Raw genomic sequence first — 25,570 nt, forward strand, 5'->3', positions numbered from 1 at the left:
GCTCACCTGCCCCGGGAACGACGCCGCAGCGCCGCTCCGATCGTCGTGACCGCGCCGAGCGCGGCGAGGGCACCGGCGGCCGCGGTGGCACCGCGCAGGATCCGGTCCTGCCGCCTCGCCCGGGCCAGCGCGTCGGCGTACGGCGTCGTGGTGTGGGCGACCATCGTGTAGAGCGGGGTCCACCGGTCCGGCAGCAGGCGGGACAGCAGCCGGTCGGCGACCGCGTGCGCGGTGTAGGCGGGCTTGTGGACCCGGTCGCGCAGGTCGACGAAGTTGGCGATGGACAGGTCGGCGAGCACGTCCGTGTGCGGCTTGCGGGCCGCCTCGAACGCGGCCAGGGCCGCCGCCCGGTCGGGGTGCCGGGCCAGGCAGCCGTCCAGGACGAGGCAGTCCTCGAACGCCGAGTTCATGCCCTGCCCGTAGAACGGGACGACGGCGTGCGCGGCGTCACCGATCAGCACCACCCGGTCGCCGTGCCGCCACGGTGCGGTCCGTACGGTCACCAGGTGGCCGACCGGGTGCCCGGCGATCTCCTCGACCAGGTTCGGCATCAGCTCCTCGGCGTCGGCGAAGTTGGCCCGGAAGAAGCCGAGGACCGCCTCCGGGGTGTCCAGCGTCGCGAAGCTGACCGGGCCCTCGTGCGGCATGAACAGCGAGCAGGTCAGCGAACCGTCCACATTGGGGTGGGCGACCATCATGGCGGAGTCGCCCGGCCACACGTGCAGCGCCTCGAGGCGTACCCGGGGGTCGCCGTCGTCGCCGACCGGGATGGTCAGCTCCTTGTAGCCCCACTCCAGGAACTCCTGCGAGTAGTCGGCCCGCAGGCCCCGCTGCAGGTGCTGGCGGACCACCGAGTGGATGCCGTCCGCGCCGACGACCAGGTCGGCGGTCACCTCGACCGGGTCGCCGCCGGCCTCGGGCAGCACCTCGACCGTCGCCGTGTCGCGGTCCAGCCGGGTGAGCCGCCAGCCGAAGTGGAACCGGACCCCGGCGCTTGTCTCCGCCGCGTCGACCAGCAGCGCGATCAGCTCGTCGCGCAGCACCGAGTGCAGGATCTCGTGCTCGCGGACCCCGTACGGCTGGAACCGCACCGCGCCGTCCGGCGAGTGCACGACCCGGCCGCGCATCGGCACGCTGCGCTTGAGTACGTCGGTGAGCAGCCCCACCTCGTCCAGCGCCCGCATGCCCCGGGCGGAGAGCCCGAGATTGATCGACCTGCCGCCGAGCCCGGCCGGCGCGGTACGGGGGTCGGGCCGGCGCTCGTAGACGTCGACCTGGTATCCGCGCCGGGCGAGGTAGACCGCGGCGAGCGAGCCGGACAGGCCCGCACCGATGACGACTACCCGTTCCTGGCGACTGAACGGGTTCTGCCCGTCCGTCATTTGCCCTCCTCGGCGATCAGGGTGTCCAGCAGCTCGTCGATCTCCCGGTCGGAGAGGTCGTCGAGCGATGCGAGCAGGTCCTCCGGGGCCCGGCTGGCCGATCCGATGTGGTCGGTGACCGGTTCGGGCCGGCCCGGCCCGCCGGCGGTGTCGAGCAGTGGCGCCAGCCCGGCGATCGTCGGTGCCGCGAACAGGCTGCGCAGCGGCAGCTCGACACCGAACGCGGTCCGGATCCGGGCGATCAGCCGGGTTCCGGTCAGCGAGTGCCCGCCGAGGGCGAAGAAGTTGTCGTGCACCCCGACCTCGGTCAGGCCGAGCACCTCGCGCCACAGTTCGGCGAGCTTCTCCTCGACCGGGTTGGACGCGCAGGCCGGCCCGTCGGCGGTCGTCTCCCGCCAGGACGGCTCCGGCAGCGCCCGGCGGTCGATCTTGCCGCTGCCGGTGCGCGGCAGCGCGTCGAGCACGACCAGGGTCGCCGGCACCATGTAGTCCGGCAGCCGGCCGGCCAGCGCGGCCCGTACGTCCGGCCACAGCGCGGCGCTGTCGGTGCCGGGGGTGGTGGTGAGGACGTACGCGGCCAGCCGGACGTCGTCGGCGTCGCCGCGCCAGGTCGTCACGACCGCCTCGGCGACGGCCGGGTGGTCGCGCAGCACCGCCTCGATCTCGCCGAGTTCGATCCGGAACCCGCGCACCTTGACCTGGTGGTCACCCCGGCCGAGGTATTCCAGCCGCCCGCCCGGCCCCCAGCGGGCCAGGTCGCCGGTGGCGTAGAGGCGGCCGCCCGGCCGTGGCCCGAACGGGTCGGGGCGGAACCGGTCGGCGGTCAGCGCGGGCCGCCGGTGGTAGCCGCGCGCCACCCCGAGCCCTCCGATGTGGACCTCGCCGACGGTGCCCTCCGGCACCGGCTGGCCGGCCTCGTCGAGCAGGTAGATCCGGGTGTTGGCGGTCGGCCGGCCGAGGTCGACCGGGCCGTCGGTGCCGACCGCGCCGGCCGTCGAGTAGATCGTGGTCTCCGACGGGCCGTACCCGTTGATCAGGGTGGCGCCGTCGGCGCGCAGGGCGTCGGCGAGGTCGCGCGGCAGCGCCTCGCCGCCGCTGATCCGCAGCCGCACCCCGGCCGGTACGCCCCCGGCGGTGACCAGCATCCGCCAGGTGGCCGGCGTACCCTGCGCGGCGGTGATCCCGCGGGCGGCGAGCGCGTCGCGCAGCGCCGCCGCGTCCAGCGCGGTCGCCGCGTCGACCAGCTCGATCCGGGCGCCGGCCAGCAGCGGCAGGACGAGTTCGACGACCGAGATGTCGAACGCCGGGGTGGTGATCGCCGCGACCCGGTCGGCGGCGGTGAGGCAGAGCAGCCGGTCGAAGCCGGCCAGCAGGTTGACCACCGAGCCCTGGGTGACGGCGACGCCCTTCGGGGTGCCGGTCGAGCCGGACGTGTAGAGCAGGTAGGCCAGGCTGTCGCGGTGGCCGGCCACGGCCGGCGGGGTGCCGGGCAGCCCGGCCAGGTCGGCGGTGTCCAGCCGCAGCACGACCGGCACCGGGTCACCGGCACCGGCGACCGCCTCGGCGGCCCGTTCGGCGGTGGACGCGTCGGTCAGCAGCACCGGCGGCGCGGCCTCGCGCAGCATCGTCGCCAGCCGGGCCGCCGGCAGCGCCGGGTCGAGCGGCAGGTAGCCGCCGCCGGCCCGCCACACGCCGAGGATCGCCGCGACCAGGTCGGTGCCGCGCCGCAGCGACAACCCGACCGGTACGTCCGGTCCGACCCCGTGCGCCCGCAGCAGGTGCGCGATCCGGTTGGCGCGCTCGGCGAGCTGCCGGTGGGTCAGGGTGCCGTCGGGGCCGGCGACCGCCACGGCGTCCGGGTCGGTCGCCGGGTGCCGGTCGAGCAGTTCCGGTACCGAGGCGACGTCGGGCAGCGCCAGGTCGCTGTCGTTCCAGCCGTGCAGGATCCGCTCGCGTTCGGCGTCGGCCAGCAGCGGCAGCGCGCCGACCGGCGAGCCGGGCCGCTCCAGCGCGGCCCCGAGCAGGGTCAGGTACTGGCCGGCGACCCGGTCGATCCGGGCCTCGTCGTAGAGGTCGGTCCGGTAGGCGATCCGGACGGTGAGCCCCCCGGGCCGTACGTCGACGGTCAGCGTCAGGTCGAACTTGACGGTCCCGTTGTGCCACTGCTGCGGCGCGATCCGCAGGCCGGCCGAGGACACCACCGGCGGCGGCTCGTCGACCGCGAACATGACCTGCACCGCCGGGGCGTACGCCAGGCTGCGCTCGGGCGACAGCCGGTCCACGATCCGGTCGAACGGCACGTCCTGCCGGGTCTGTGCGGCGGTGGCGCTCGCCCGCGCCCGGTCGAGTACGTCGGCGAAGCTCGTCGCGCCGTCGAACCGGGCCCGCAGCGCCAGGGTGTTGGCGAAGAAGCCGACGACGTCGCGGGTCTCCGGCCGGGTACGCCCCGCCACCGGCACCGCCACCAGCAGGTCGTCCTGGCCGGTCAGCCGGTGCAGCAGGCTCTGGAACCCGGCCAGCAGCACGGCGAACAGGGTGCTGTCGGCGCGCTCGCGCAGCCGCCCGGCGAGCGCCGCCGGCACCGGGTAGGACAGTTCCCGTCCGTGCGCGGTCTGCTCGGCCGGGCGGGGCCGGTCGGCGGGCAGGTCGAGCAGGGTCGGCGCGCCGGCCAGCGCCTCGTGCCAGAAGTCCAGGTCGGCGTCGAACGCGCCACGCTCGGACTGCTCGCGCTGCCAGACGGCGAAGTCGCCGTACTGCACCGGCGGCGGGGGCAGGTCCGGCACGCCGCCACCGACGGCCGCCCGGTAGCCGGCGGCCAACTCGCCGAACAGGATGCCGAACGACCAGCCGTCGGCGACCGAGTGGTGGATCACCACGGTCAGCACGTGGTCGTCCGGGCCGCGCCGGATCAGCCCGAACCGGGTCAGCGGGCCGGCCGCCAGGTCGAACGGCTCGCGGCCGGCGGCGTCGACCAGCTCGCGTACCGGGTCCGCCGCGCCGTCCGGGCCGGCGGTGGCGGCGTCGACCACGGTCAGCTCGACCGGCCACGGCGGGCCGACCACCTGGGCCGGCTCGCCGTCGACGGCGGTGAACCGGGTACGCAGCGCCTCGTGCCGGTCGACCAGCCAGCCCAGCGCCGACGACAGCGCCGCCACGTCGAGCGGGCCGGCCAGGTCGACCGCCCAGGCGATGTTGTACGTGGCGGTGCCCGGCTCCATCTGGTCGATGACCCACAGTCGACGCTGGGTGAACGACGAGGGCAGGACGAACGTCTCGGCGGCGCTCATGCGGGCGGCCTCTCCCCGGGGTGACCGGATGGTGCGGCGGTGGTGGTCGGTGCGGCGGGCGTACGGGTGTCGACCGCGACCAGGCGCAGCTCGGCGGTCCGGCGCCGGCCCTCGGCGTCGGTCAGCCAGGACTGCTCCGGGCCGGGCAGCATCTCGCTCAGCCGCAGGGTCGCGGTGTCGCCCGCCCCGTCGACGGTCCGGCGGACCGCCCGGCAGAAGACGTCGACCGAGGCGAGGCTGGCGAGGTCGAGGTGGAACGGCTTCTTCTCCACCGGGGTCTTGACGAACACGTGGCGGGGCAGCCCGACGCGGGCCTGCCAGCGGCGGATCGCGCGGAACCGCTCGCCCTCGTCGGCGACCCGGGCGAAGTCGAGGTCGGCGGCGGTGAACCGCCAGCTCTCCCGGGCCAGCACCACCCGGTCGACGGTGACCCGGGGCTGGTGGTCGGCCGGGCGCAGGATGTCGAACCGCTGGATCATCTGGAGCATCAGCGGCTCACCGATCACCTCGGTCAGCGGCAGGCGGTAGCGGCCGTCGCGGCTGCGTACGGTCAGCACCCCGTCGACCGGCTCCAGCACGCAGTCGGCGACCGCCACGGCGGTGGCCGGGTCGAGGCCGCCGCTGTCGTGCCCGAAGACCAGCCGGACGTCCCGACCGATGATCAGCTTGTCGGTGATCCGGGCCGGCGCGCCGCCCTCCTCGCCGGTGGCGGCCAGCACCAGCCGCTGGTCGGGCAGGTCGGCGGCCATCGCCGCGCGCAACTGCTCCGGGTCGGGGTGCTGGGCCACGAACAGCGCCGAGCGCAGCGTGTTGACGCCCGGATGCACCTCGCCGACCACCCAGCGGAAGTCACCCCGGGCGATCGCGTCCGGACCGTCGGCGGCCAGCATCACGTCCGGGCTGTGCTGGTAGGCGCCCATCCAGCCGGGGCGCGGCGCGGCGAACTCGGCCATCGCCCGGTCGTGGATCTCGGCGCTGGTGGTGGTGATCCGGTGGTCGACCGCCGCCGGCAGGATCCGCGCCCAGCGGTCCTGCAGCGCCCGGGTGACCGGGGCGATCAGCTTCTCCGGCAGGTCGAAGAGCAGGTCGTTGGCCCACAGCCAGAAGTCGCCGAACGGGACCGACGTCGACCCGGTCCGCTTCACCAGCTCCTGGTAGCGCTCGGTGCAGGCCCGCCGGAAGAGGGCCGCCCCGGCGAACGTGAACCACCGGGCGCTCTCCAGCAGCAGGCTCAGCGTCGGCCACAGCGTCCCGGCCAACTCGGGGGAGAGGCTGACCTGCGTACCGGACCGGCAGTCCTCGTAGACCAGCGTGCGGCCGGCGTAGACCTTGCCGGCCCGCCGGGTCGCGGCGCTGCCGGTCAAAGTGGTGAACCGCTCCTCGAGGTCGGCCAGCGCGGCGCCGAGGGCCGCCGGGTCGCCGGCCGCGCCGGCGACCGCGTCGCGGGCGGCGATCAGGTCGTCGAGGGCGGCCAGCGCGGGCTCGCGCAACGCCGGGTCGGGGACCGCCGCGAGCCGGGCGCGCACCACCCGTTCGGCGAAGAGGTCCTCCTTGGGTACCTCCAGCGACCAGGTGATCCGTTTGGTGTCGCGCAGCTCGCCGAGCAGCCGGTAGACCTGCTCCGGGCCGGTCAGCCCCGGGGTTCCGGCGGCCAGCAGCTCGGTGGCGATCTCGTGGGCCGTACGGCTGCCGTCGCAGGCGAGCAGCAGCTCGGCCACACCCGGCGGCAGCGGCGTGGGCGGCGTCAGGGGCATGGCGAACTGCCCGTCGACCACGGTCAGGTAGGGCAGCCGGCGGGGGATCAGCCAGGGGCCGAGCCGGGGTTCGCGGGCGACCACCGCCGCCGCTGCCTCGGCCACCGCCCAGTTCTCGAAGTAGACCGTACGCTTCGCCAGCGGCGCGGCGCCGTGCCGGACGCGTACCGGTTCGTCCTGTTCGTCGACGCGGGCCCAGCCGACCGGACCGAAGAAGCCGATCGTGTCGTTCTTGACGCAGTAGCGCTGGAGGTAGGTGGCGACCAGCGCCTCGTGCTGCCGGTGCTTGGAGCCGGTGCCGCCGTCGGCGGTGCGGACCGCGTCGATCCCGGTCCGCAGCGCGTGCCGGTTCTGCCAGGTCACCGCCTCCCGGAAGAGCGGGTCGGCGGCGGCGGCGCGCAGCGCCTCGGAGCGGCCGGCGGCGGCCCGCCGGTGGGCGGCGTCGAACCGGTCGCGGGCGGCGTCGAGCCCGGCGTACGCGGCCACCACCGTCGTGTGGGCGCGGACCAGGGCACCGCCGTCGACCTCCTCGGCGCCGTCGGGCAGCGGATCGGGTGCGGCGTCGCGCCGGCCCTGCCGGATCGCCCGGTTCCAGCGGGCACGCTCGTCGGCCGGCGCGGCGGCGCGGACCCGGCGCAGCCGGTCGGCGAGGTCGTGGCGGGCGGTGTCGAGGTGGTCCTCGGCGGCGAGCACCGCGTCGGCGGCGGCGACCAGGTCGACGTCGCCGAGCGCGGTGAGCAGGTCGAGCGGGAAGCCGGCGGCGCGCAGCCCGACCCACCGCCACATCGCCCACGGGCCGGGGGTCGGCTTGACCAGGTGGCCGGGGACGCCGTCGGGTGCCGGGGACCCGGGGCCGGTCTGCCGCGCCGCCGTGGCGGTCGGGCCCGGTACGGCGGTGGCCGGGGCGGTCGCGGTCGGGGCGGGCGCGGCGGTGGCCGGGGCGGTCGCGGTCGCGGTCGGCGCGGCGGTGGCCGCGGCCGGGACGGGCATCCGGTAGCGGTCGCGGTCGCGGCGGACCACGCCCTCGACCGGGGCGGCCGGCCGGGCCAGGTGCTCGTCGATCGCGGTCGACAGGGCGGCCAGGCTCGGCCGCTCGTAGACCACCCGGACCGGTACCTCGACGCCGAACCGGTCGGCGATGGCGAAGGTCAGCCGGGTGGCCAGCAGCGAGTTGCCGCCGAGGGCGAAGAAGTCGTCGTCGGCGCTTCCCGGTGCGGTGCCCAACAGTTGCGCCCAGGTGGCGGCCAGCCCGGCCTGGGTCGGATCGGTGGGCGGCGTCGCGCAGTCCGGGCGGTCGGCGGCCGGTGCCGCCGGCGCGGGCAGCGCCCGCCGGTCGATCTTGCCGTTGCGGTTGAGCGGCAGGGCACTCAGCACCACGTGGGCGGCCGGCCGCAGCGGCCCGGGCAGCCGGTCGGCGGTGTGCCGGGCGAGGTCGTCCGGGGTGGGGGCGGCGGCGCCCGGGCGCGGGGTGACGTACGCGAGCAGCCGGCGCTGCTCGCCGGTGCCGTCGACGACGACCGCGGCGTCACCGACGCCCGGGTGGTCGCGCAGTACGGCGGCGACCTCGCCCGGCTCGACCCGGAACCCACGGATCTTGACCTGCTCGTCGGCCCGGCCGAGGAAGTCCAGCGTGCCGTCCGGCCGCCAGCGCACCCGGTCGCCGGTGCGGTACATCCGCGAGCCGGGGCGCGGGTCGAACGGGTCGGGCAGGAACACCGCGGCGGTGGCCGCGGCCTGGCCGACGTAGCCGCGGGCCAGCCCGTCGCCGCCGGTGTAGAGGTCGCCGGGCATCCCGACCGGCACCGGGCGGAGCTGGTCGTCGAGCACGTAGACGGTGGTCCGGGGCACCGGCCGGCCGATCGGCACCGGGTCGGGCACCGCCGCCGGGTCGGTCAGCACGTGGGTGCAGGTGAACGTGGTGTTCTCGGTGGGGCCGTACCCGTTGACCAGCGGTGCCCCGCCGCGGACCCGCAGGGCGCGGCGGACCGCGCTGGCGGCGAGCACGTCGCCGCCGGCCAGCAGCTGGCCGACCCCGGCGAGGGACTCCGGGTCGAACTCCACGACCTGGTGGAACAGGCCGGCGGTCAGCCACAGCACGCTGATCTTCTCGCCGCGCAGCAGCTTGGCCAGGTCGGTGACGCCGAACGGGCCGGGCGGGGCGACCACCAGCCGGGCGCCGTTGCCCAGCGCCCCCCAGATCTCCAGGGTGGCCGCGTCGAACGCGACCGGGGCCAGGTGCAGCACCGTCTCCTCGGGACCGAGCCGCAGGTAGCCCGGCTCGTGGACGAGGCGGACCACGGCGGCGTGCGGTACGGCGACGCCCTTCGGCCGCCCGGTCGAGCCGGAGGTGTGGCTGATGTACGCCAGGCTCGTCGGCCGGGGCCGGGTGGCCGGCGCGGTGGCCGGCTGGTCGGCCAGGGCCGGGGCGAGTTCGTCGAGGCGCAGCACCCGGTCGGCGCCGGGTACCGGGCCGGCGGCCAGCACCGGCGGCTGGCCGCTGCCGGCGAGCAGCCGACCGGTCCGGGCCGGCGGGTCGTCGGGGTCCAGCGGGAGATAGGCGCCGCCGGCCTTGAGGACGGCGAGCAGGGCCACGATCAGGTCGAGCGACCGGGGCAGGGCGACCGCGACCGGCTCGTCGACGCGTACGCCGTGGGCGCGCAGCAGGTGGGCGAGCCGGTTGGCCCGCTCGTCCAGCTCCCGGTAGGTCAGCTCGCCGTCGGGCGCGCTGACCGCCACGGCGTCGGGGCGCCGGCCGGCCTGCGCGGCGACGAGATCGGGGACGGTGGCGGCGACCGGGTAGTCGGCGTCGTGGGTGTCCGGGGTGGACGGTGCGGGCAGGCCGGCCCAGGCGCCGGTCAGCAGTGCGCGGTCGGTGGCGTCCTGGAGCGGCAGGTCGGCGACCGGGCGGTCGAGCCCGGCCGCGAACCCGACGAGGATGGTGTGGAACTGCCGCAGCATCGCGTCGGCGGCGCCGTCGGTGAGCCGGCGTCGGTCGTGGTAGAGCAGGACCCGTACGGTCGGCTCGCCGAAGACGCAGACCGTGATCGGCGGGGCGGGCCGCCGGTGCACCCGCGCCGACCGGTCGCCCCAGTCGGGGATGGTCCGGCGCAGCGCCGCCTGCAGGTCGCGGTGCTCGTACATGAGCAGGTTGTCGAAGAGCGGGGTGTTGGCGGGCAGCCCGGTCCAGCGCTGGATCTGTGGCAGCGGGGCGACCTGGTGCGGGCGTACGGCGTCGATCTGCCGCCGTACGTCGGCCAGCCAGTCGCGGACCGTGCGGTCCGGGGCGACCCGGATCAGCAGCGGCACCGTGTTGATCAGCAGGCCCATCATCAGTTCGGCGCCGTCGACCGTGCCCCGGCGGCAGGTGCGGGTGCCGCCGAAGACCACGTCGTCGCCGCCGCTGTAGCGGTGCAACAGCACCGCCCAGGCGGCGTTGACCAGGGTGCTCAGCGGCACCCCGGCCGCCGCGCCGGCCTCGTTGAGCGCGGCCGTCTCGGCGGCGGTCAGGGTCAGCGTCGTCTCGCGGGACGGGTCGGGCCGGGCCGACGGGCCGACCGGCGCGTTGGCCAGCGGCAGCGCGGTCGGCAGGGGTACGCCGGCCAGCCGGCCGGTCCAGAACTCCCGGTCGGCGTCGGTGGCGCGGGTGCCGGCCCAGGTCGCGAAGTCGCGGAAGGCGGGCCGGGTCGGGGCCTCGTACGCCTGCCCGGCGGTCGTCGCGTCGTATTCGGCGACGACCTCGTCGAGCAGCATGTGCAGCGAGCGGCCGTCGAGGATCGCGTGGTGGAAGGTGACGACGATGCTGTGCCGGCCCGGGCCGTGCGTGATCAGCGCGAGCCTGGCCAGCGGTGCGGTGGCGAGGTCGACCCCGGCGGCGCGGTCGTCGGCGAGGAACGCCGCCAGCCGGTCGTCGGCGCCGTCGGGGGCGTGGTCGGTCCAGTCGAGTGCGGCGACCGGCAGCGTCACCCGGGGCAGCACCTCCTGCACCGGCTCGCCGTCGTCGGGCCAGGTGAACGCGGTGCGCAGGACGGGGTGGCGGTCCACGGCGTGCTGCCACGCGGTCCGCATCGCCGCGCTGTCCAGCGGCAGCGGCCAGTCGACGACCACCTGGATGATGTCGATGCCGGACCGGGGTTCGTAACTGTGCGCGAATAACATGCCGGGCTGGAGCGTGACGGTGTTGTACCGATCGTCGACGACGGTGTCGAGGGGCGTGCTTCGCACAGTTTGGATCCCTATCTGATGACTGCTTGCCGAACACCCCGTTGAACCGGCGCGGAAGATTGTTAAATCTTGCGGCCGGGCTGCGGCATTGCCGAACGATTGATAGGCCCACGGCGGGCCTGACAAGAAATTACGAGAACCATTCACCTGTGTCAACCACTGTTCTAGCGGGTGACATTGGTTCCGTCGATGTTGTGATGTGTTGCTGAAATGTGGACATCTGCCGATGTGGCGAGAACTGAGCTAAGAGTCAGGAAATTCACTTAGGTGCCTGAGCTATCCCGCTTTGTGCGTTTGACCGTTTGTCCTGTCCTGCGTCGGCCATTCGGCGGCGGTGTGGCGGCCGTACGGTTCCCGACGGGAGGGCTGACCGGCCAGCCCGGCTGTCCTGATCTTGGCGGCAAGAGGGTGGGATGTCCGATCTTGCTGTTACACCTGGTGAGCGGGTCGAGACAGAGGGGCCTCGGCCCGCGGGTCCGGCGAGGGGTGGCGGACCCGCGGGGTTGGCGCGACGGCTTTGCGCGCATGGACTACGGTTACGGGAACTGCATTTTGGGGGCAGATTGCGGTTCAACCGGTCACCGGTGCGACGAAACGTCGGTCGAGGTGGCCGGTCGACGGTTGTCCGGCTCCGGAAAGGAGCGGACGGACGGTTGTGTCGCGGTCGATCCGAGCTGGTTGGCGCCGCGTTCAGATGTTGCTCGCGGCCCATTCTCGAAGGCTGCGCGGACGCAGGTCGGTCCAGACCTCTTCGATGTGGGCAAGGCAGGCGGCGCGGTCGCCGCTGAATCCGGTGGTGCGCCAGCCGGCCGGGATCTCGGATCCGTCGGCCCAGATCGAGTACTGCTCCTCGTCATTGACGACCACGTGGTAAAGGCGGCGGTCTTCGAGTTCTTCCATCATGTCTCCGGGATTCTTCGCTGAAACGGTGAAGCGATATCCGAGACTGTACATCGACGAATTCGCGATTGTCTGTACCCGACGGGCGGTCGCCCGGATCGGCGTGCCCCGGGCCGTCCGGCGGCCACCGGGCGACCGCCGTCGACCTGCCGGGCAACCGCCGGGCGGCCACCGGTCGACCCGCCGCGCGGCGGCGGGCGAGGGCCGGGCAGACCCTGGGGGCGGGTGGAGAAGCGGCCGGTGCGCCCGCGGGCGCACCGGGCCGGTCACGGGTACTCGTCGACCCGGGGCGGCCGGACGGTCTCCCGGTAGCGCTCGTGGCTCGCGCCGTAGATGGCGAAGTTGAGTCGGGCGTGGGCGAGGCTCAGATCGCCGTTGGGGCCGCCGCGGACCACGTCGGCATCATGGTCACCCTGGCCGTCGTCGGTCCAGAAACACACCGGACAGGTCAGGCAGCCGGTCCGGTAGCTGCAACATGGACACTTGGTGATCGGAGACGTATCCACCTCACAAGCCTTTCACAGTAAGCGATCGGGCGCGCAGCGCACCTCCGGTCAGTGCACCGTCACCAGTCGTACGACGTGGCCGGGGCGGACCGCGAGCACCGCCGCCGCCCGCCCGCCGTTGACCGCCACCGCGGCCCGGCCGGCGGAGTCGACGTAGACCACCAGGCCACCCGGGTGGGTGTCGCCGAACGTCCCACCCCGGACGGCCCGGATGCCGCCGACCCGCAGTCGCGACCCCAGGGTGTCGAGCGCCGTACCGGACGCGGCCAGCTGTACGTTGCCGTACCGGTCGACGGTCAGCACCTGCGACTCCAGCCAGCCCTCGCCGGCCGACACCGCCGGCTCCGGCAGCCGCACCAGGCCAGCCGGGTCGATGGCCGGGCCGGCGTCGGCCAGGGACGCCCCGGTGGCGAGCCGGGCGGCGACCGGCGCGAAGACGTCCCGGCCGTGGAAGGTCCGCGACGCGCCCACGAACCAGTCCGAGTTGGACAGTTCGACCGCGGCGGTCGGCCCGCCGAGCGCGTCGGCGGCCCACGGCAGCAGGCCGTTGTCCGGCCCGACCAGCAGCCCGCCCGGGGTCTGTACGGCCACCGGTCGCCGCGCCGTGCCGACGCCCGGGTCGACGACCGCCACGTGTACCGCCGGCGGCAGGAACGGCACGGTCTGGGCGAGCACCACGGCGCCCCGGGTGATGTCACCCGGATCGACGAGATGGGTGACGTCGATCACCCGTACGGCCGGGGCCAGGCCGGCGATCACCCCGTGGCAGGCGGCGACGAATCCGTCGGACAGTCCAAAGTCGGTAGTGAGGCTGATCACGGGGTAGTCGACCATGACCGGAACGTTATCGCGCCCGCGCCCGCCCGTCGCCCCCTGCCCGCCGGCGGTCCGGCCCACCCGCCGTCGGCGGTCCCGTTCCGCCCGTCGGCGGCGCCGATCGTCAGCCGCGAAGGCGCAGGCCACGTGGGGTGGCCCGGAAGCCGGCCTCGGTGAGCGCGTCGTGCAGCGGGGAGGCGCGGACCGCCGCGCCGTCGGCACGCTCGACCGACATCGCGCCGAGCGCGCCGGAACGGACCGCGCCGGCCAGCGCCCGCGCCGACCGGGCCAATGCGTCCGAATCGTCCATGAAGGACAGAATTGTGCGACCGCCGCGCTCGACGTAGAGGACCAGTTCGCCGTCGACCAGCACGACGAGGGCACCCGCCTTGCGGCCGGCCCGGTGCCCGGTGGCCGTGGCCGGCTCGCCGTCGCCGGCGTCGACCACCCGGTCCGGCCACGGCAGTGCCGCGCCGTACGGGTTGGCCGGGTCGGTCGCCGCCAGCACCAGCGCCGGCCCGCCGGGCCGCTGCCCCGGCCCGTCCGGTTCGGCCCGCGCCCGCAGCCGGTCGACCGCGCCGGGAACCGCGAACTGGGCCGCCCCGAGCCCTTCGACGAAGTAGCCACGCCGGGCCGCGCCCCGCTCCTCCATCGCGGCCAGCACCGGATAGACCCCGGCGAACCCACCGGTGATCCCCTCCGCGCCGACCGCGCCCCGGGTCACCACGCCGTGCCGCTCCAGCAACAGGTCGCCGAGCGCCGCCGCCCGCCGGGTCGGGTCGAGGTCGCGGTCGGGCAGCCGGGACCACCGGCCGGCGACCGTCGGCGGCCCGCCGCGCGACCCGAGCGCCACCCGTCCCGGCCGCCGCTGCCGGGCGCGCGGCGCCGACGCCCGCGCCCGGTGGGTGCCACCGGCGCCGAGGCTGGCCCGCAGCGGTGCCAGCGTGTCGTTGGTCAGCCAGCCGGCCCAGACCAGATCCCACACCGCCGCCACCAGCGCCGGTTCGTCACCGCCACCGACCCGCTCGGAAAGGGCCCGGAAGAACAGTGCCTGACCGTCGGCCAGGGCGTCGAGCACCGCGTCGTGCAACGGCGTACGGGCCAGCGACTCGTCGGGCGGTGCCAGCAGCAGCGGGGCGCTGTCGGCGTAGACCAGGTTCACCCAGCCGTCGCCACCGGCGATGGCGCCTGCGCCGGCCCACAGCACCTCGCCGCTGGCGCACAGTTCGTCGAGGTGGGCGGGGGAGTAGTCGGCGACCCGGGCGGGCAGCACCAGCCGTTCGAGCGCCGACGCGGGCACCGCCGCCGCCTGGAGCTGCTCGACCACGGCGGCGACCCCGTCGACCCCGCGCGCCGACGAGCCGACCTGCTGCCAGCGGGGCAGGAACGTGGCCAGCGCCCGGGGCGGCACCGGCTCGATCTCGCGGCGCAGCGCGGCCAGGGACCGGCGGCGCAGCAGCCGCAACACCTCGGCGTCGCACCACTGGGTGCCGACCCCGCCGGGGGAGAACTCGCCGGACACCACCCGGCCGGTCGCGCCGAGCCGCTTGAGCGCCTGCTCGACCACGAACACCCCGAGCCCGAACCGGGCCGCACAGGTCGCCGCGGCGAACGGACCGTGGGTACGGGCATAGCGGGCGACCAGGTCGCCGAGCGGATCGGGGACCGGTTCGACGTACGCGTCGGCGACCCCGACCGGCAGCGCCACGCCGAGCGCGTCACGGAACCGGCCGGCGTCCTCGACCCCGATCCAGCGCTCCTCGCCGGCGACCCGGATGCGCAGCGCCCGGCGCGCCGACTCCAGGTCGGTCAGCCATCCGGGGTCGGCGCCGCGCTCGACCAGTTCCGCTCCGGTGAGGTCACCGAGCACCCGCAGCATCTCGGCGACGTCCTCGGCGTCGCGGGGCCGGCGTTGCTCGGTCAGCCAGCGCAGTTGCCGCTCGGACTCGGCGACCACCGCCGGATCCAGCAACTCGCGCAGGTCGACCCGGCCGAGCAGTTCGCCGAGCAGGGCGGAGTCCAGGGCGAGGGCGGCGGCCCGGCGCTCGGCCAGCGGTGCGTCACCCTCGTAGAGGAAGGCGCCGACGTATCCGAACAGCAGCGACCGGGCGAACGGCGACGGGCGCGACGTCTCGACCTCGACCAGCCGCACCCGCCGGCCGGCGACGTCGCGCATCAGACCGACCAGCCCGGGCAGGTCGAACACGTCGCGCAGGCACTCCCGGGCGGCCTCCAGCGTGATCGGGAAGTCGGCGTACTCGCGGGCGACGTCGAGCAGTTGGGCGGCCCGCTGCCGCTGCTGCCACAGCGGCTGTCGGCGGCGCGGATCGCGGCGCGGCAGCAGCAGGGCGCGGGCGGCGCACTCGCGGAACCGGGCGGCGAACAGCGCCGACGAGCCGACCGACTCCTCCACGATCGCGCCGATCTCGTCGGGGTCGAACGCGACCAGGTCGGCGCCGGGCGGTTCGTCGGCGGTGTCCGGTAGCCGGACCACGATGCCGTCGTCGGAGGGCAGCACCTGGGCGTCGACGCCGTAGCGTTCGGCCAGCCGCCGCCCGATCGCCAGCGCCCACGGGCCGTTGACCCGGGCGCCGAGCACGCAGTGGACGGCGAGTCGCCAGTCGCCCAGTTCGTCGCGGAAGCGCTCGACCACCACCGTCCGGTCGTCCGGCACCGACCGGGTGGCGTCGCGCTGGTCGCGCAGGTAGGCGAGCAGGTTGCCGGCGGCCCACTCGTCGAGGCCACCGGCCCGCAGCGTGTCGGCCGCCGCGTCGCCGCCACGGACCAGCCCGCGCAGCCGGGCGCCCAGCGCCCGGCCCAGCTCCAGCGGGCGCCCCATCGAGTCGCCCTTCCAGAACGGCATCCGGGCGGCCTGCCCGGGGGCCGGCGAGACCAGCACCCGGTCGGGGGTGATGTCCTCGATCCGCCACGACGACGAGCCGAGCAGGAAGACGTCGCCGATCCGCGACTCGTAGACCATCTCCTCGTCCAGCTCACCGACCCGGGCGGCCCGCTCCGCCCCGGCGAGGAAGACCCCGAACAGGCCCCGGTCCGGGATCGTGCCGCCGCTGGTCACCGCCAGCCGCTGCGCCCCCGGCCGCCCGGTCAGCAGGTCGGTGACCCGGTCCCAGACCAGCCGCGGCCGCAGCTCCGCGAACGCCGTCGACGGATAGCGCCCGGAGAGCATGTCGAGCACCGCGTGCAGCGCCGAGTCGGGCAGTTCGGCGTACGGCGCCGCCCGCCGGACGACCGCGGCCAGCTCGGCCACCGGCCACGGGTCGAGCGCCACCATCGCCACGATCTGCTGGGCGAGCACGTCGAGCGGGTTGCGTGGATGGCGCAGCTCCTCGATGGCCCCGTCGGCCATCCGCTCGGCCACCACCGCGCAGGCGAGCAGGTCACCGCGGTGCTTGGGAAACACGACCCCCCGCGACACCGCGCCGACCTGGTGCCCGGCCCGGCCGACGCGTTGCAGGCCGGCGGCGACACTGGGCGGCGCCTCGATCTGCACGACCAGGTCGACGGCGCCCATGTCGATGCCGAGTTCGAGGCTGGAGGTGGCGACCACGGCCGGCAGCCGGCCGGACTTGAGCGCCTCCTCGATCTGCCGCCGTTCCTCGCGCGACACGCTGCCGTGGTGGGCGCGGGCGATCACCGGCGGGGCACCGTCGGCCGCCCCGGACTGGGCCATGATCTGCGCGGGCAACCGGGCCGGCCCGGCCGGCCGCCCCACCCCAGCGTCGGGGCCGGGGCCGGCGCCGTCCGGGGCGGGTCCGCCGGCGGCGCGCTCGGCGGCCAGTTCGTTGAGCCGGGCGCACAGCCGTTCGGCGCCACGCCGGGAGTTGGTGAACACGATCGTCGACCGGTGTCCGGCGATCAGGTCGAGGACCCGCTCCTCGACCGCCGGCCAGATCGACGCCCGGCGCGGGCCGTCCGGGTCGCCGGGCCGCTCGACCTCGTCGAGGCGGGTCATGTCCTCGACCGGCACCTCGACGCTGACCTCGATGGTCTTGGCGGTGCGTGGTGCGACGACCTCGACCGGGCGGGCACCGCCGAGGAAGCGGGCCGTCTCGTCGACCGGCCGTACGGTCGCCGACAGGCCGATCCGCTGGGCCGGGCGGGGCAGCAGCTCGTCGAGGCGTTCCAGCGACAGCGCCAGGTGGGCGCCGCGCTTGGTCGCCGCGACCGCGTGCACCTCGTCGACGATCACCGTCTCCACTCCGCGCAGCGACTCCCTGGCCGCCGAGGTGAGCAGCAGGAACAGCGACTCCGGCGTGGTGATCAGGATGTCCGGCGGGGTGCGGGCGAACGCCCGCCGCTCGTCGGCCGGGGTGTCACCGGTCCGCATCCCGACGGTGATGTCCGGCGGCGGTGTCCCGAGCCGGGCGGCGGCCTGCCGGATGCCGGCCAGCGGGGCGCGCAGGTTGCGCTCGACGTCGACGGCGAGGGCCTTGAGCGGGCTGACGTAGATCACCCGGCACCGGTGCCGGGCGTCGGCCGGGGCGGGTTCGCGGGCCAGCCGGTCCAGCGACCACAGGAACGCGGCCAGCGTCTTGCCGGACCCGGTGGGCGCGACGACCAGCGCGTTACGCCCCGCGCCGATCGCCCGCCACGCCCCCGCCTGGGCCTCGGTGGGCGCGGCGAACGCGGCGGCGAACCAGTCCCGGGTCGCCGCCGTGAACCCCGCGAGTACCTCCACCACGTCCCCATCCTGCCCGCCCGGTACGACACAACCCTGCCATCCCGTACGACGGTGACGACCGGTCGCCGGCGCTCGCCGCACCGGAGCGGGACCGGAAGTTGTCCAGGTCACGAAACCGATGGGCGGGACGAACGTTGATACCGGCAATTGATGGAAACACTTGCCGGTATTGCGAGGAATGCAGTAACTTCGCCGGCAACGCCAAAGGTCAGTCGGGGGGGCCGGAATGACCGGGATTCAGCGTAATTTTCAGCACGACAGCGACGTTCTCATCCGCCAGGTCGACAACCACCTCGCCGTGCTCCGGACCGCGGACGCGGGCGACCTCGGCCTCGCCGAGCGGCTCGCCGCGTCACTGCGCGACCTTGTGGTGAGCACCACCCGGGCCAGCGCCGCCGACCGGGCCTGGGTGCGGGCCGCCGTGCACTACTTCGTACTGCGCCGGGAGGGCCGCCACCGCGGGCGGTCGATCCGCTCGCTGACCGCCGACCAGCGGGTCATCAACGAGATCGCGCTGGCGCTCGGCCGGCCCGACCTGGTGGTGGATGGCGTCACCCCGCTCGCCGGACCCGCCCGGGCCGCCTGACCCGGGCGCCACCCGCCGTCACCGGCACCATCCACGGCCACCGGCACCGGCCGCCGCGCCCGGATACCGTCCGCCACCGCTCGGAAACGGCCACGCCACCGGGAAGCGGCAGCCGGACGCCGGCCGGCCGTGGCGTTCCCCGGGGCCTTCGGATTGCAATGTTTCGTTCAAGTAACGACCATTGGGAGCCGCTACACTTACCGCCGGACGATCGGTGGGAGGTGACATGCGGGGACGAACCCAGGCACTCCGACCGATCGATCGGCTGCTCGCGGCCGTTCTGTTCACCGTACTCGCAATCACCTTCGTGCATGGCGCGGCCTCCGCCGCCGTGCCGGCCGGCGCCATCGCGCAGGCGCACGCCTCGATCGGCGCCGCGCTGTTCCCGCTCGCATCGAGCACGGGCGCCGGCACCGACAGTGATGCCGGCGCCGGACGCGCCACCAACCGGCAGTGGACCTACGAGGAACTGCGCCGGCCGGCCGTGGAACAGGTGCAGCTGGGCAACCCCACCGTCCCTCCCGAACCGGAGCCGGAGCCGCTGGACCTGTCCCGCGCCGCACCGCCCGGGGCCCGGTTACCGGAGAGCCCGGTCGGGGCCCAGCCCGGCCGGGCACCGCCGGTCGGCTAGCCGCCCACGGAAGGTCCGCGTCCGCGGGCCGGCCACGTGGCGGGCGACCCACCCCGGTCCACCGGCCCGACCCTGCGCGGTCCGGTCGGCACCCCTCCCGGCTGACCGGGATCGGACGGACGGGTCGCCACCAGGCACACTGAGCTGTCCGCAACCCCCGGACGGCCTGCCATCTACCGGGAACGGCACCAACCCGCGTGCAATTCGGCCATACAGGTCCGTCACGCGGGGCCGGTGCCGTCTGATCCGTATAGCAGCCGCAGACCCTGCCGCAGGGCCTGCGATGACACCTATCTGGAGTACGCATGCTGGTGCTGCTGGCCCTCCACCTCGTGATGGCGCTCTGTGCGCCGCTGTTCGTCCGGTGGTGGGGCCGGCATGCCTTCTACCCGCTGGCCATCGCCCCCGCCGCCGCACTGGGCTGGGCCGTCGCCCAGACCGCCGGCGTCCGCGACGGTCGGGCGGTCGTCGAGACGTACCCCTGGGTTCCGCAGCTCGGGCTCGACCTGTCGTTCCGGGTGACCACCCTGTCGTGGCTGATGGTCCTGCTCGTCGGCGGTGTCGGCGCGCTGGTGCTGGTCTACTGCGCCCGCTACTTCTCCGACAGCGAGCCCGGCCTCGGCCGGTTCGCCGGGGTCTTCGTCGGCTTCGCCGGGGCGATGCTCGGCCTGGTCGTCGCCGACGACCTGATCCTGCTCTACGTCTTCTGGGAACTGACCACGGTCTTCTCCTACCTGCTCATCGGGCACAACCCGGAGAAGCGGGCGAGCCGGCGGGCGGCGGCGCAGGCGCTGATCGTGACCACCGTCGGCGGCCTGGCGATGTTGATCGGCTTCATCATGCTCGGCCAGCACGCCGGCACCTACCGCTGGTCGGAGATCGTCGACGGGGCGAAGCCGTCCGGGGCGTACCTGGGCGTCGCGCTGGTGCTCATCCTGGCCGGCGCGCTGTCGAAGTCGGCGATCTTCCCGTTCAGCTTCTGGCTCCCGGCGGCCATGGCCGCACCCACCCCGGTCAGCGCCTACCTGCACGCCGCGGCCATGGTCAAGGCCGGCATCTACCTGGTGGCGACCATCGCGCCGCTGTTCGCGTACGCCGGGCCGTGGCACCTGATCGTGTACGCCCTCGGCGGGCTCACCATGGTCATGGCCGGCTGGGCGGCCCTGCGACAGACCGACCTGAAGCTGCTCCTGGCGTACGGCACCGTCAGTCAGCTCGGTTTCCTCGTCGCGGTCACCGGCGCCGGCACCTACAACGCCGCCCTCGCCGGTGCCACGATGCTCCTGGCACACGCCCTGTTCAAGGCCACCCTGTTCCTCGTCGTCGGCATCGTCGACCACAACGCCGGCACCCGCCAGCTCGGTGAACTGTCCGGGCTGTGGCGCCGGATGCCGGCCGTCTTCGCCGCCGCCCTGCTCGCCGCCGCGTCGATGGCCGGCATCCCGCCCCTGCTCGGCTTCGTCGGCAAGGAGGCGATCTTCGAGGCGTTCCTGGACGAGCCGCTGGTCCTCGCCGTACTCGTCGTCGGCGCCACGCTGACCGTCGCCTACAGCGCCCGGTTCGTGTGGGGCACCTTCGCCGACAAGCCCGGGCTCGAACCCACCCCGGTCCGCAAGGTCGGCGGCGCGTTCTTCGCCCCGGTCGGGGTGCTGGCCCTGGCCGGGCTGGTGCTCGGACCGCTCGCCCCGGTCGTCGACAGCTACCTGAGCCCGTACGCCCGGCTGGCCGGCGAGGGCCGCTACCACCTCGCCCTGTGGCACGGCCTCACCCTGCCGCTCGGCCTGTCGGTCCTCGCCGTGGTCGTCGGCCTGCTCTTCTTCCAGCGGTACGGCCGCGGCGGCCGCGCCGTCGGACGGATCGGTGTCCCGATCGAGGGCGCCGAGGTCTATTCGAAGCTGACCCACTGGCTCGACCGGGGTGCCGTCGAACTGACCGGTGCCACCCAGCGCGGTGCGCTGCCGCAGTACCTGGGCACGATCCTGGTGGTGCTGGTCGCCGTGCCGGGCGGCGCGCTGCTGATCGGTCGGCCCTGGCCGGAGCAGGTGTCGCTGTGGGACACCCCGCTGCAGCTCGTCGTCGGGGTGGTCCTCGCCGCCGCCGCGATCCTCGCCGTACGCACCCAGCGCCGGCTCACCGCGATGGTGCTGGTCGGGGTCACCGGCTACGGCACCGCGATGATGTTCGTCCTGCACGGCGCACCCGACCTGGCGCTGACCCAGTTCCTGGTGGAGACCGTCACGATCGTGGTGTTCGTGCTGGTGCTGCGCCGGCTGCCGGCCCACTTCTCGGCCCGGCCGCTGCGCAGCAGCCGGTGGACCCGGATCGTCATCGGGGTCGCCGTCGGCGTGACCATGTCCGGGCTGGCGCTGGCCGCCGCCGGCGGGCGGGACGCGGTGCCGATCTCCGTCGACTTCCCCGAGCTCGCCGTCTCGTACGGCCACGGCCGCAACGTCGTCAACGTCACACTCGTCGACATCCGCGCCTGGGACACCATGGGCGAGATCGCCGTACTGGTGGTGGCCGCGACCGGGGTGGCCAGCCTGATCTTCCTGCGGCCCCGGGGCGGCCCCGGCCCGCGCCGCCGCGACCTGCCGAAACGACGCCGCGAACCGGTGTGGCTGCGGGCCGGGCCGACGGTGCACAGCCGGCAGCGGTCCATCGTCTTCGAGGTGGTCACCCGGCTGATCTTCCACACCATCGTGCTCTTCTCGATCTACCTGATGATCTCCGGGCACAACGCGCCAGGCGGCGGCTTCGCCGGCGGTCTCGTCGCCGGTCTCGCCCTCGTCGTGCGGTATCTCGCCGGTGGCCGGTACGAACTGGACGAGGCCGCCCCGGTCGACGCCGGACTCGTGCTCGGTTCCGGACTGTTCGTCTCGGTCGGCACCGGCCTGGCGGCCCTGCTGTTCGGCGGCGACTTCCTGCAAAGCACGGTGGTCGACCTCCATCCGCCGCTCATCGGTGACGTGCACCTGGTGACGTCGATCTTCTTCGACATCGGGGTCTACCTGATCGTCGTCGGCCTGGTCCTGGACATCCTGCGTAGCCTCGGCGCGCAGGTCGACCGGCAGATGGAGGCCGACGGCGAGGCCGAGTCCCCGGCCCGCCGAGAGGAGGAGCTGGCATGAGCGCGCGCAGCGTGCGAATCATCGGGCTCTGTGTTGGTCATGCCGGTGCCGAGCGCAGCGAGGTGACGGGCATGAGCGCGCGCAGCGTGCGAATCGGGTGGCTCGGTGTTGGTCATGCCGGTGCCGAGCGGAGCGAGGTGACGGCATGAGCCCCAATCTGGTTCTGGTGGTGGTCATCGGGGTGCTCTTCGCCTGCGGTGTCACGCTGCTGCTGGAGCGGAGCCTGACCCGGATCCTGCTCGGGGTGATCCTGCTCGGCAACGGCGCCAACCTGCTGATCCTGGTCGGCGGGCGGGCGGGTGGCGCGCCCATCGTCGGCGTCACCGACGAGGCCGACATGAGCGATCCGCTGCCGCAGGCGATGGTGCTGACCGCCATCGTCATCACGCTCGGCATGACCGCCTTCCTGCTCGCGATGGCGTACCGGAGCTGGCAGGTGATCGGGCACGACGAGGTCCAGGACGACCTGGAGGACCGCCGCATCGTCCAGCTCGCCGAGCGTGACGAGGTCTCCGGCACCGACGACAGCACCGACGGGACCGACGACGACGGTGTCGACCCGGAACAGGTCGATCCCGAACCGGTCGGTGACGAGGCGCCCGCCGAGGGCGCGCCCGCCGACCGGCCGGAGGAGATCGCCGTGGACGCCGCGCAGACCACCGTCGACAAGAACGACAAGGACGGCAAGCGATGACCAATTTGGTGCCCCTGCCCGTGGTCATGCCGCTGCTGGGGGCGGCGCTGACCCTGGTGCTCGCCCGGCATCCCCGCAGCCAGCGGGCGGTCAGCGTGGTCGTGCTCACGGCGACCCTGGCGGTGGCCTGCGTGCTGCTGGTCGTCGCCCACCGCGACGGCCCGCTGGTGGTCAACGTCGGCGGCTGGCCGGCGCCGGTCGGCATCGTGCTCGTCGCCGACCAGTTGTCGGCGCTGATGCTGGTCGTCTCGGCGGCGGTCACGCTGTGCGTGCTGCTCTACTCGATCGGCGAGGGCCGGGCCGACGGGGACGAGGGCACACCGGTAGCCATCTACCACCCGACCTATCTGGTGCTGACCGCCGGTGTCACCAACGCGTTCCTCTCCGGTGACCTGTTCAACCTCTTCGTCGGGTTCGAGATCCTGCTCGCCGCGAGCTACGTGCTGCTGACCCTGGGCGGGACCGAGGTACGGATCCGGGCCGGTACGACGTACGTCGTGGTGAGTCTGCTCTCGTCGCTGATCTTCCTGTCGGCGATCGGGCTGATCTACTCGGCCACGGGCACCCTGAACATGGCCCAGCTCGTCGATCGGCTCGACGCGTTACCGGACAACCTGCGGCTGGTGCTGCAACTGATGCTGCTGCTCGCCTTCGGCATCAAGGCGGCGGTGTTCCCGCTGTCGGCCTGGTTGCCGGACAGTTATCCGACGGCGCCGGCTCCGGTCACGGCCGTGTTCGCCGGCCTGCTCACCAAGGTCGGCGTGTACGCGATCATCCGTACGGAGACGTTGCTGTTCCCCGGCGGGCGCACCGCCGACCTGCTGATGATCGTGGCGTTGCTGACCATGGTGGTCGGCATCTTCGGCGCGGTCGCCCAGTCCGACATAAAACGTCTGTTGTCGTTCACCCTGGTCAGCCATATCGGCTACATGATCTTCGGGGTGGCGCTGATGTCGGTGGCCGGCCTGTCCGGGGCGATCTTCTACGTGGTCCACCACATCACCATCCAGACCACGTTGTTCCTCGCCACCGGTCTGGTCGAACGCCGCACCGGCAGCACCAACCTGGACAAGCTCGGCGGGCTGGCGAAGATGGCACCGTTACTCGGTGTGATCTTCTTCCTACCGGCGCTGAACCTGGCCGGCATACCGCCCTTCTCCGGGTTCCTCGGCAAGCTCGGCCTGCTCCAGGCCGGCGTCGAGGCCGGCGGCCTGCTGCCCTGGCTGCTGGTGGCCGGCGGTACGGCGACCAGCCTGCTCACCCTGTACGCCACCATGAAGGTCTGGAACCTGGCGTTCTGGCGCAGCCCGAAGCAGGTGTCGGAGGGGGCGCAGACGTCGCTGCCGCCGCTGATGGTCGGCGCCACCCTCGGGCTGGTGATCTTCGGGCTGGCGCTGACCGTGGTCGCCGGGCCGCTGTTCGACGTCAGCTCCGACGCCGCCGAGGACCTGCGGGCCCGCACCCCGTACGTCGAGGCGGTCTTCCCGGAAGGAACCCGATGACGACGACATCACCCCCACCACGCGCCACCCCCCGGCGCTGGCGTGACCAGATGGTCGCGGTCGCCTGGCTGGTCGTGGTCTGGAACCTGCTGTGGGGCGACTTCACCGTCGGCAACGTGGTCGGTGGTCTGGTCGTCGCGGTCGTCGTACTCGTCTTCTTCCCGCTGCCCAGGGTGACCTTCGGCGGCCGGATCCGGCCGTTCGCCCTGCTCCGCTTCGTGGTGCGCTTCCTGGCCGACCTGATCACGGCGAGCATCGAGGTGGCCGGGGTGGCGCTGCGGCCCGGCTACCGGCCGAGCAGCGCCATCATCGCGGTGCGGTTGCGGGTGCACTCCGACCTCAACCTGACGCTGACCGCCGAGGCGCTGTCGCTGGTGCCGGGCAGCCTGATCGTCGAGGCCGACCGGTCCACCGGCACCCTCTACGTGCACGTGCTCGACCTGGCGGGACCCGAGGCCGTGGAGCGGATGCGTCAGGAGATCCTCGAACTCGAGGCGCGGATCATCCGGGCGACCGGGTCCGACGCCGAGCTGCGTCTCCTGGAGTCCGGAGCCACCGGCCCGGGCGACACCGCGCGGAAGACCGACATGGCCGGGGAGGCCACCGCCACCGGCAAGGCCGGCCCGGCCGAATCCACCCGGAAGACCGGCGATTCCACCCGGAAGACCGGCGAATCCACCCGGAAGAAGACCGGCGATTCCACTGGGAAGACCGGGAAAGCCGATCAGGCCGGCAAAGCCGCCAACTCCGATGACGAAGGAGCATCCCGATGACCATCGCCGTCGTCGTGGCCGTCACCGCACTGCTGTCGACCGCCGCCGTACTGGCGATCGTCCGGATCGTGCGCGGCCCGACCCTGCTGGACCGGGTGGTGGCCACCGACGTCCTGCTCGCCGTGCTCGTGGGGGCGATCGGCGCGGAGGCGGCCTTCAACCGCCACGCGACCACCCTGCCGATCCTCGTCGTGCTGTCGATCCTCGGGTTCGTCGGCTCGGTCAGCGTGGTCCGCTTCGCCGCCCGGGACGACTCGTGAACACCGCCGCCGACACGCTGTCGGCCATCTTCCTGATCGCCGGCGCGCTGCTCAGCCTGGCCGCCGGCGTGGGCCTGGTGCGGTTCCCCAACGTGCTGGCCCGCATGCACGCGGCCACCAAGCCGCAGGTGCTCGGACTGCTGCTGATCCTGGCCGGTGTCGCGCTGCGGATCCGGTCCCGGTCCGACCTGACGATGCTGCTGCTGGTCGGCCTCTTCCAGTTGGTGACGGCGCCGGTGGCCGCGCACATGGTGGGCCGGGCCGCGTACCGGTTGAAGCGTCCCGAACCGGACCTGGTCGTCGACGAACTCGCCGATCGGGCGCCGACCGGGGCCGTCGACAGCGGCGGCGGTGGCGGCAACCGGCGGCGGCGCCGCGGCTGACCCACGGCGCCGGGTCGGGCCGGGCGGGACGGTCCCGGCCCGGCC

16 protein-coding genes are annotated in these 25,570 nt (G+C 74.1%); 9 read left to right on the forward strand and 7 right to left on the reverse strand.

All coding sequences use genetic code 11. From position 1 onward, the window contains the following. Positions 1-2: 2 nt before the first annotated feature. From AB0I42_RS10060 to AB0I42_RS10090, 7 genes are all read right to left on the reverse strand, one after another. Positions 3-1,382: an NAD(P)/FAD-dependent oxidoreductase gene (locus AB0I42_RS10060; RefSeq protein WP_357535920.1), complete on the reverse strand. Its 1,380-nt coding sequence runs from the start codon at positions 1,380-1,382 to the stop codon at positions 3-5. Next, positions 1,379-4,669 carry an amino acid adenylation domain-containing protein gene (locus AB0I42_RS10065; protein WP_357535922.1) on the reverse strand — a complete coding sequence of 1,097 codons (3,291 nt, stop codon included), beginning with the start codon at positions 4,667-4,669 and terminating at the stop codon, positions 1,379-1,381. Before AB0I42_RS10065 ends, AB0I42_RS10060 begins: the two co-directional genes overlap by 4 nt. Next, complete coding sequence (locus tag AB0I42_RS10070; RefSeq protein ID WP_357535923.1) at positions 4,666-10,644, reverse strand: amino acid adenylation domain-containing protein; 5,979 nt, start codon at positions 10,642-10,644, stop codon at positions 4,666-4,668. The genes AB0I42_RS10065 and AB0I42_RS10070 overlap by 4 nt, the downstream gene beginning before the upstream one ends. Before the next feature lie 690 nt (positions 10,645-11,334). Further along, positions 11,335-11,544 (reverse strand): MbtH family NRPS accessory protein, encoded by a 210-nt coding sequence (locus tag AB0I42_RS10075; protein ID WP_357536062.1) that lies wholly within the window; start codon positions 11,542-11,544, stop codon positions 11,335-11,337. 266 nt (positions 11,545-11,810) lie between these two features. Continuing rightward, positions 11,811-12,050, reverse strand: coding sequence for a CPCC family cysteine-rich protein (locus AB0I42_RS10080; protein ID WP_357535925.1), 240 nt, complete (start codon positions 12,048-12,050; stop codon positions 11,811-11,813). A gap of 48 nt (positions 12,051-12,098) precedes the next feature. Beyond that, positions 12,099-12,884 carry an SAM-dependent chlorinase/fluorinase gene (locus AB0I42_RS10085; RefSeq protein ID WP_357535926.1) on the reverse strand — a complete coding sequence of 262 codons (786 nt, stop codon included), beginning with the start codon at positions 12,882-12,884 and terminating at the stop codon, positions 12,099-12,101. A 106-nt stretch (positions 12,885-12,990) separates the two neighbouring features. Then, complete coding sequence (locus AB0I42_RS10090) at positions 12,991-17,568, reverse strand: ATP-dependent helicase (protein ID WP_357535928.1); 4,578 nt, start codon at positions 17,566-17,568, stop codon at positions 12,991-12,993. A gap of 226 nt (positions 17,569-17,794) precedes the next feature. Between AB0I42_RS10090 and AB0I42_RS10095 the strand changes: the two genes are divergently transcribed. The 9 genes from AB0I42_RS10095 to mnhG all read left to right on the forward strand — a co-directional run bounded on the left by AB0I42_RS10095 (position 17,795) and on the right by mnhG (position 25,525). Next, positions 17,795-18,154, forward strand: coding sequence for a hypothetical protein (locus AB0I42_RS10095; protein WP_357535930.1), 360 nt, complete (start codon positions 17,795-17,797; stop codon positions 18,152-18,154). Positions 18,155-18,380: 226 nt separating this feature from the next. Beyond that, positions 18,381-18,785, forward strand: coding sequence for a hypothetical protein (locus tag AB0I42_RS10100; RefSeq protein ID WP_357535932.1), 405 nt, complete (start codon positions 18,381-18,383; stop codon positions 18,783-18,785). Positions 18,786-19,090: 305 nt separating this feature from the next. Further along, a complete protein-coding gene (locus AB0I42_RS10105; RefSeq protein ID WP_357535933.1) occupies positions 19,091-21,913 on the forward strand; it encodes a Na+/H+ antiporter subunit A in 2,823 nt (940 codons plus the stop codon). Continuing rightward, positions 21,910-22,062 (forward strand): hypothetical protein, encoded by a 153-nt coding sequence (locus AB0I42_RS10110; protein WP_357535935.1) that lies wholly within the window; start codon positions 21,910-21,912, stop codon positions 22,060-22,062. Before AB0I42_RS10105 ends, AB0I42_RS10110 begins: the two co-directional genes overlap by 4 nt. Continuing rightward, entirely contained in the window at positions 22,059-22,607 is a 549-nt protein-coding gene (locus tag AB0I42_RS10115; protein ID WP_357535936.1) for a Na(+)/H(+) antiporter subunit C, read from the forward strand. The genes AB0I42_RS10110 and AB0I42_RS10115 overlap by 4 nt, the downstream gene beginning before the upstream one ends. After that, complete coding sequence (locus AB0I42_RS10120) at positions 22,604-24,109, forward strand: Na+/H+ antiporter subunit D (protein ID WP_357535938.1); 1,506 nt, start codon at positions 22,604-22,606, stop codon at positions 24,107-24,109. Before AB0I42_RS10115 ends, AB0I42_RS10120 begins: the two co-directional genes overlap by 4 nt. After that, a complete protein-coding gene (locus AB0I42_RS10125) occupies positions 24,106-24,882 on the forward strand; it encodes a Na+/H+ antiporter subunit E (RefSeq protein ID WP_357535940.1) in 777 nt (258 codons plus the stop codon). Before AB0I42_RS10120 ends, AB0I42_RS10125 begins: the two co-directional genes overlap by 4 nt. Then, entirely contained in the window at positions 24,879-25,142 is a 264-nt protein-coding gene (locus AB0I42_RS10130) for a monovalent cation/H+ antiporter complex subunit F (protein WP_357535942.1), read from the forward strand. The genes AB0I42_RS10125 and AB0I42_RS10130 overlap by 4 nt, the downstream gene beginning before the upstream one ends. Further along, on the forward strand, positions 25,139-25,525 hold the full coding sequence (gene mnhG / locus AB0I42_RS10135) for a monovalent cation/H(+) antiporter subunit G (RefSeq protein ID WP_357535944.1): 387 nt from the start codon (positions 25,139-25,141) through the stop codon (positions 25,523-25,525). The genes AB0I42_RS10130 and mnhG overlap by 4 nt, the downstream gene beginning before the upstream one ends. The last annotated feature ends 45 nt before the right edge of the window (positions 25,526-25,570 follow it).

Origin of the sequence: Polymorphospora sp. NPDC050346 (assembly GCF_040655695.1) — a bacterium.
GTDB lineage: Bacteria > Actinomycetota > Actinomycetes > Mycobacteriales > Micromonosporaceae > Polymorphospora > Polymorphospora lycopeni.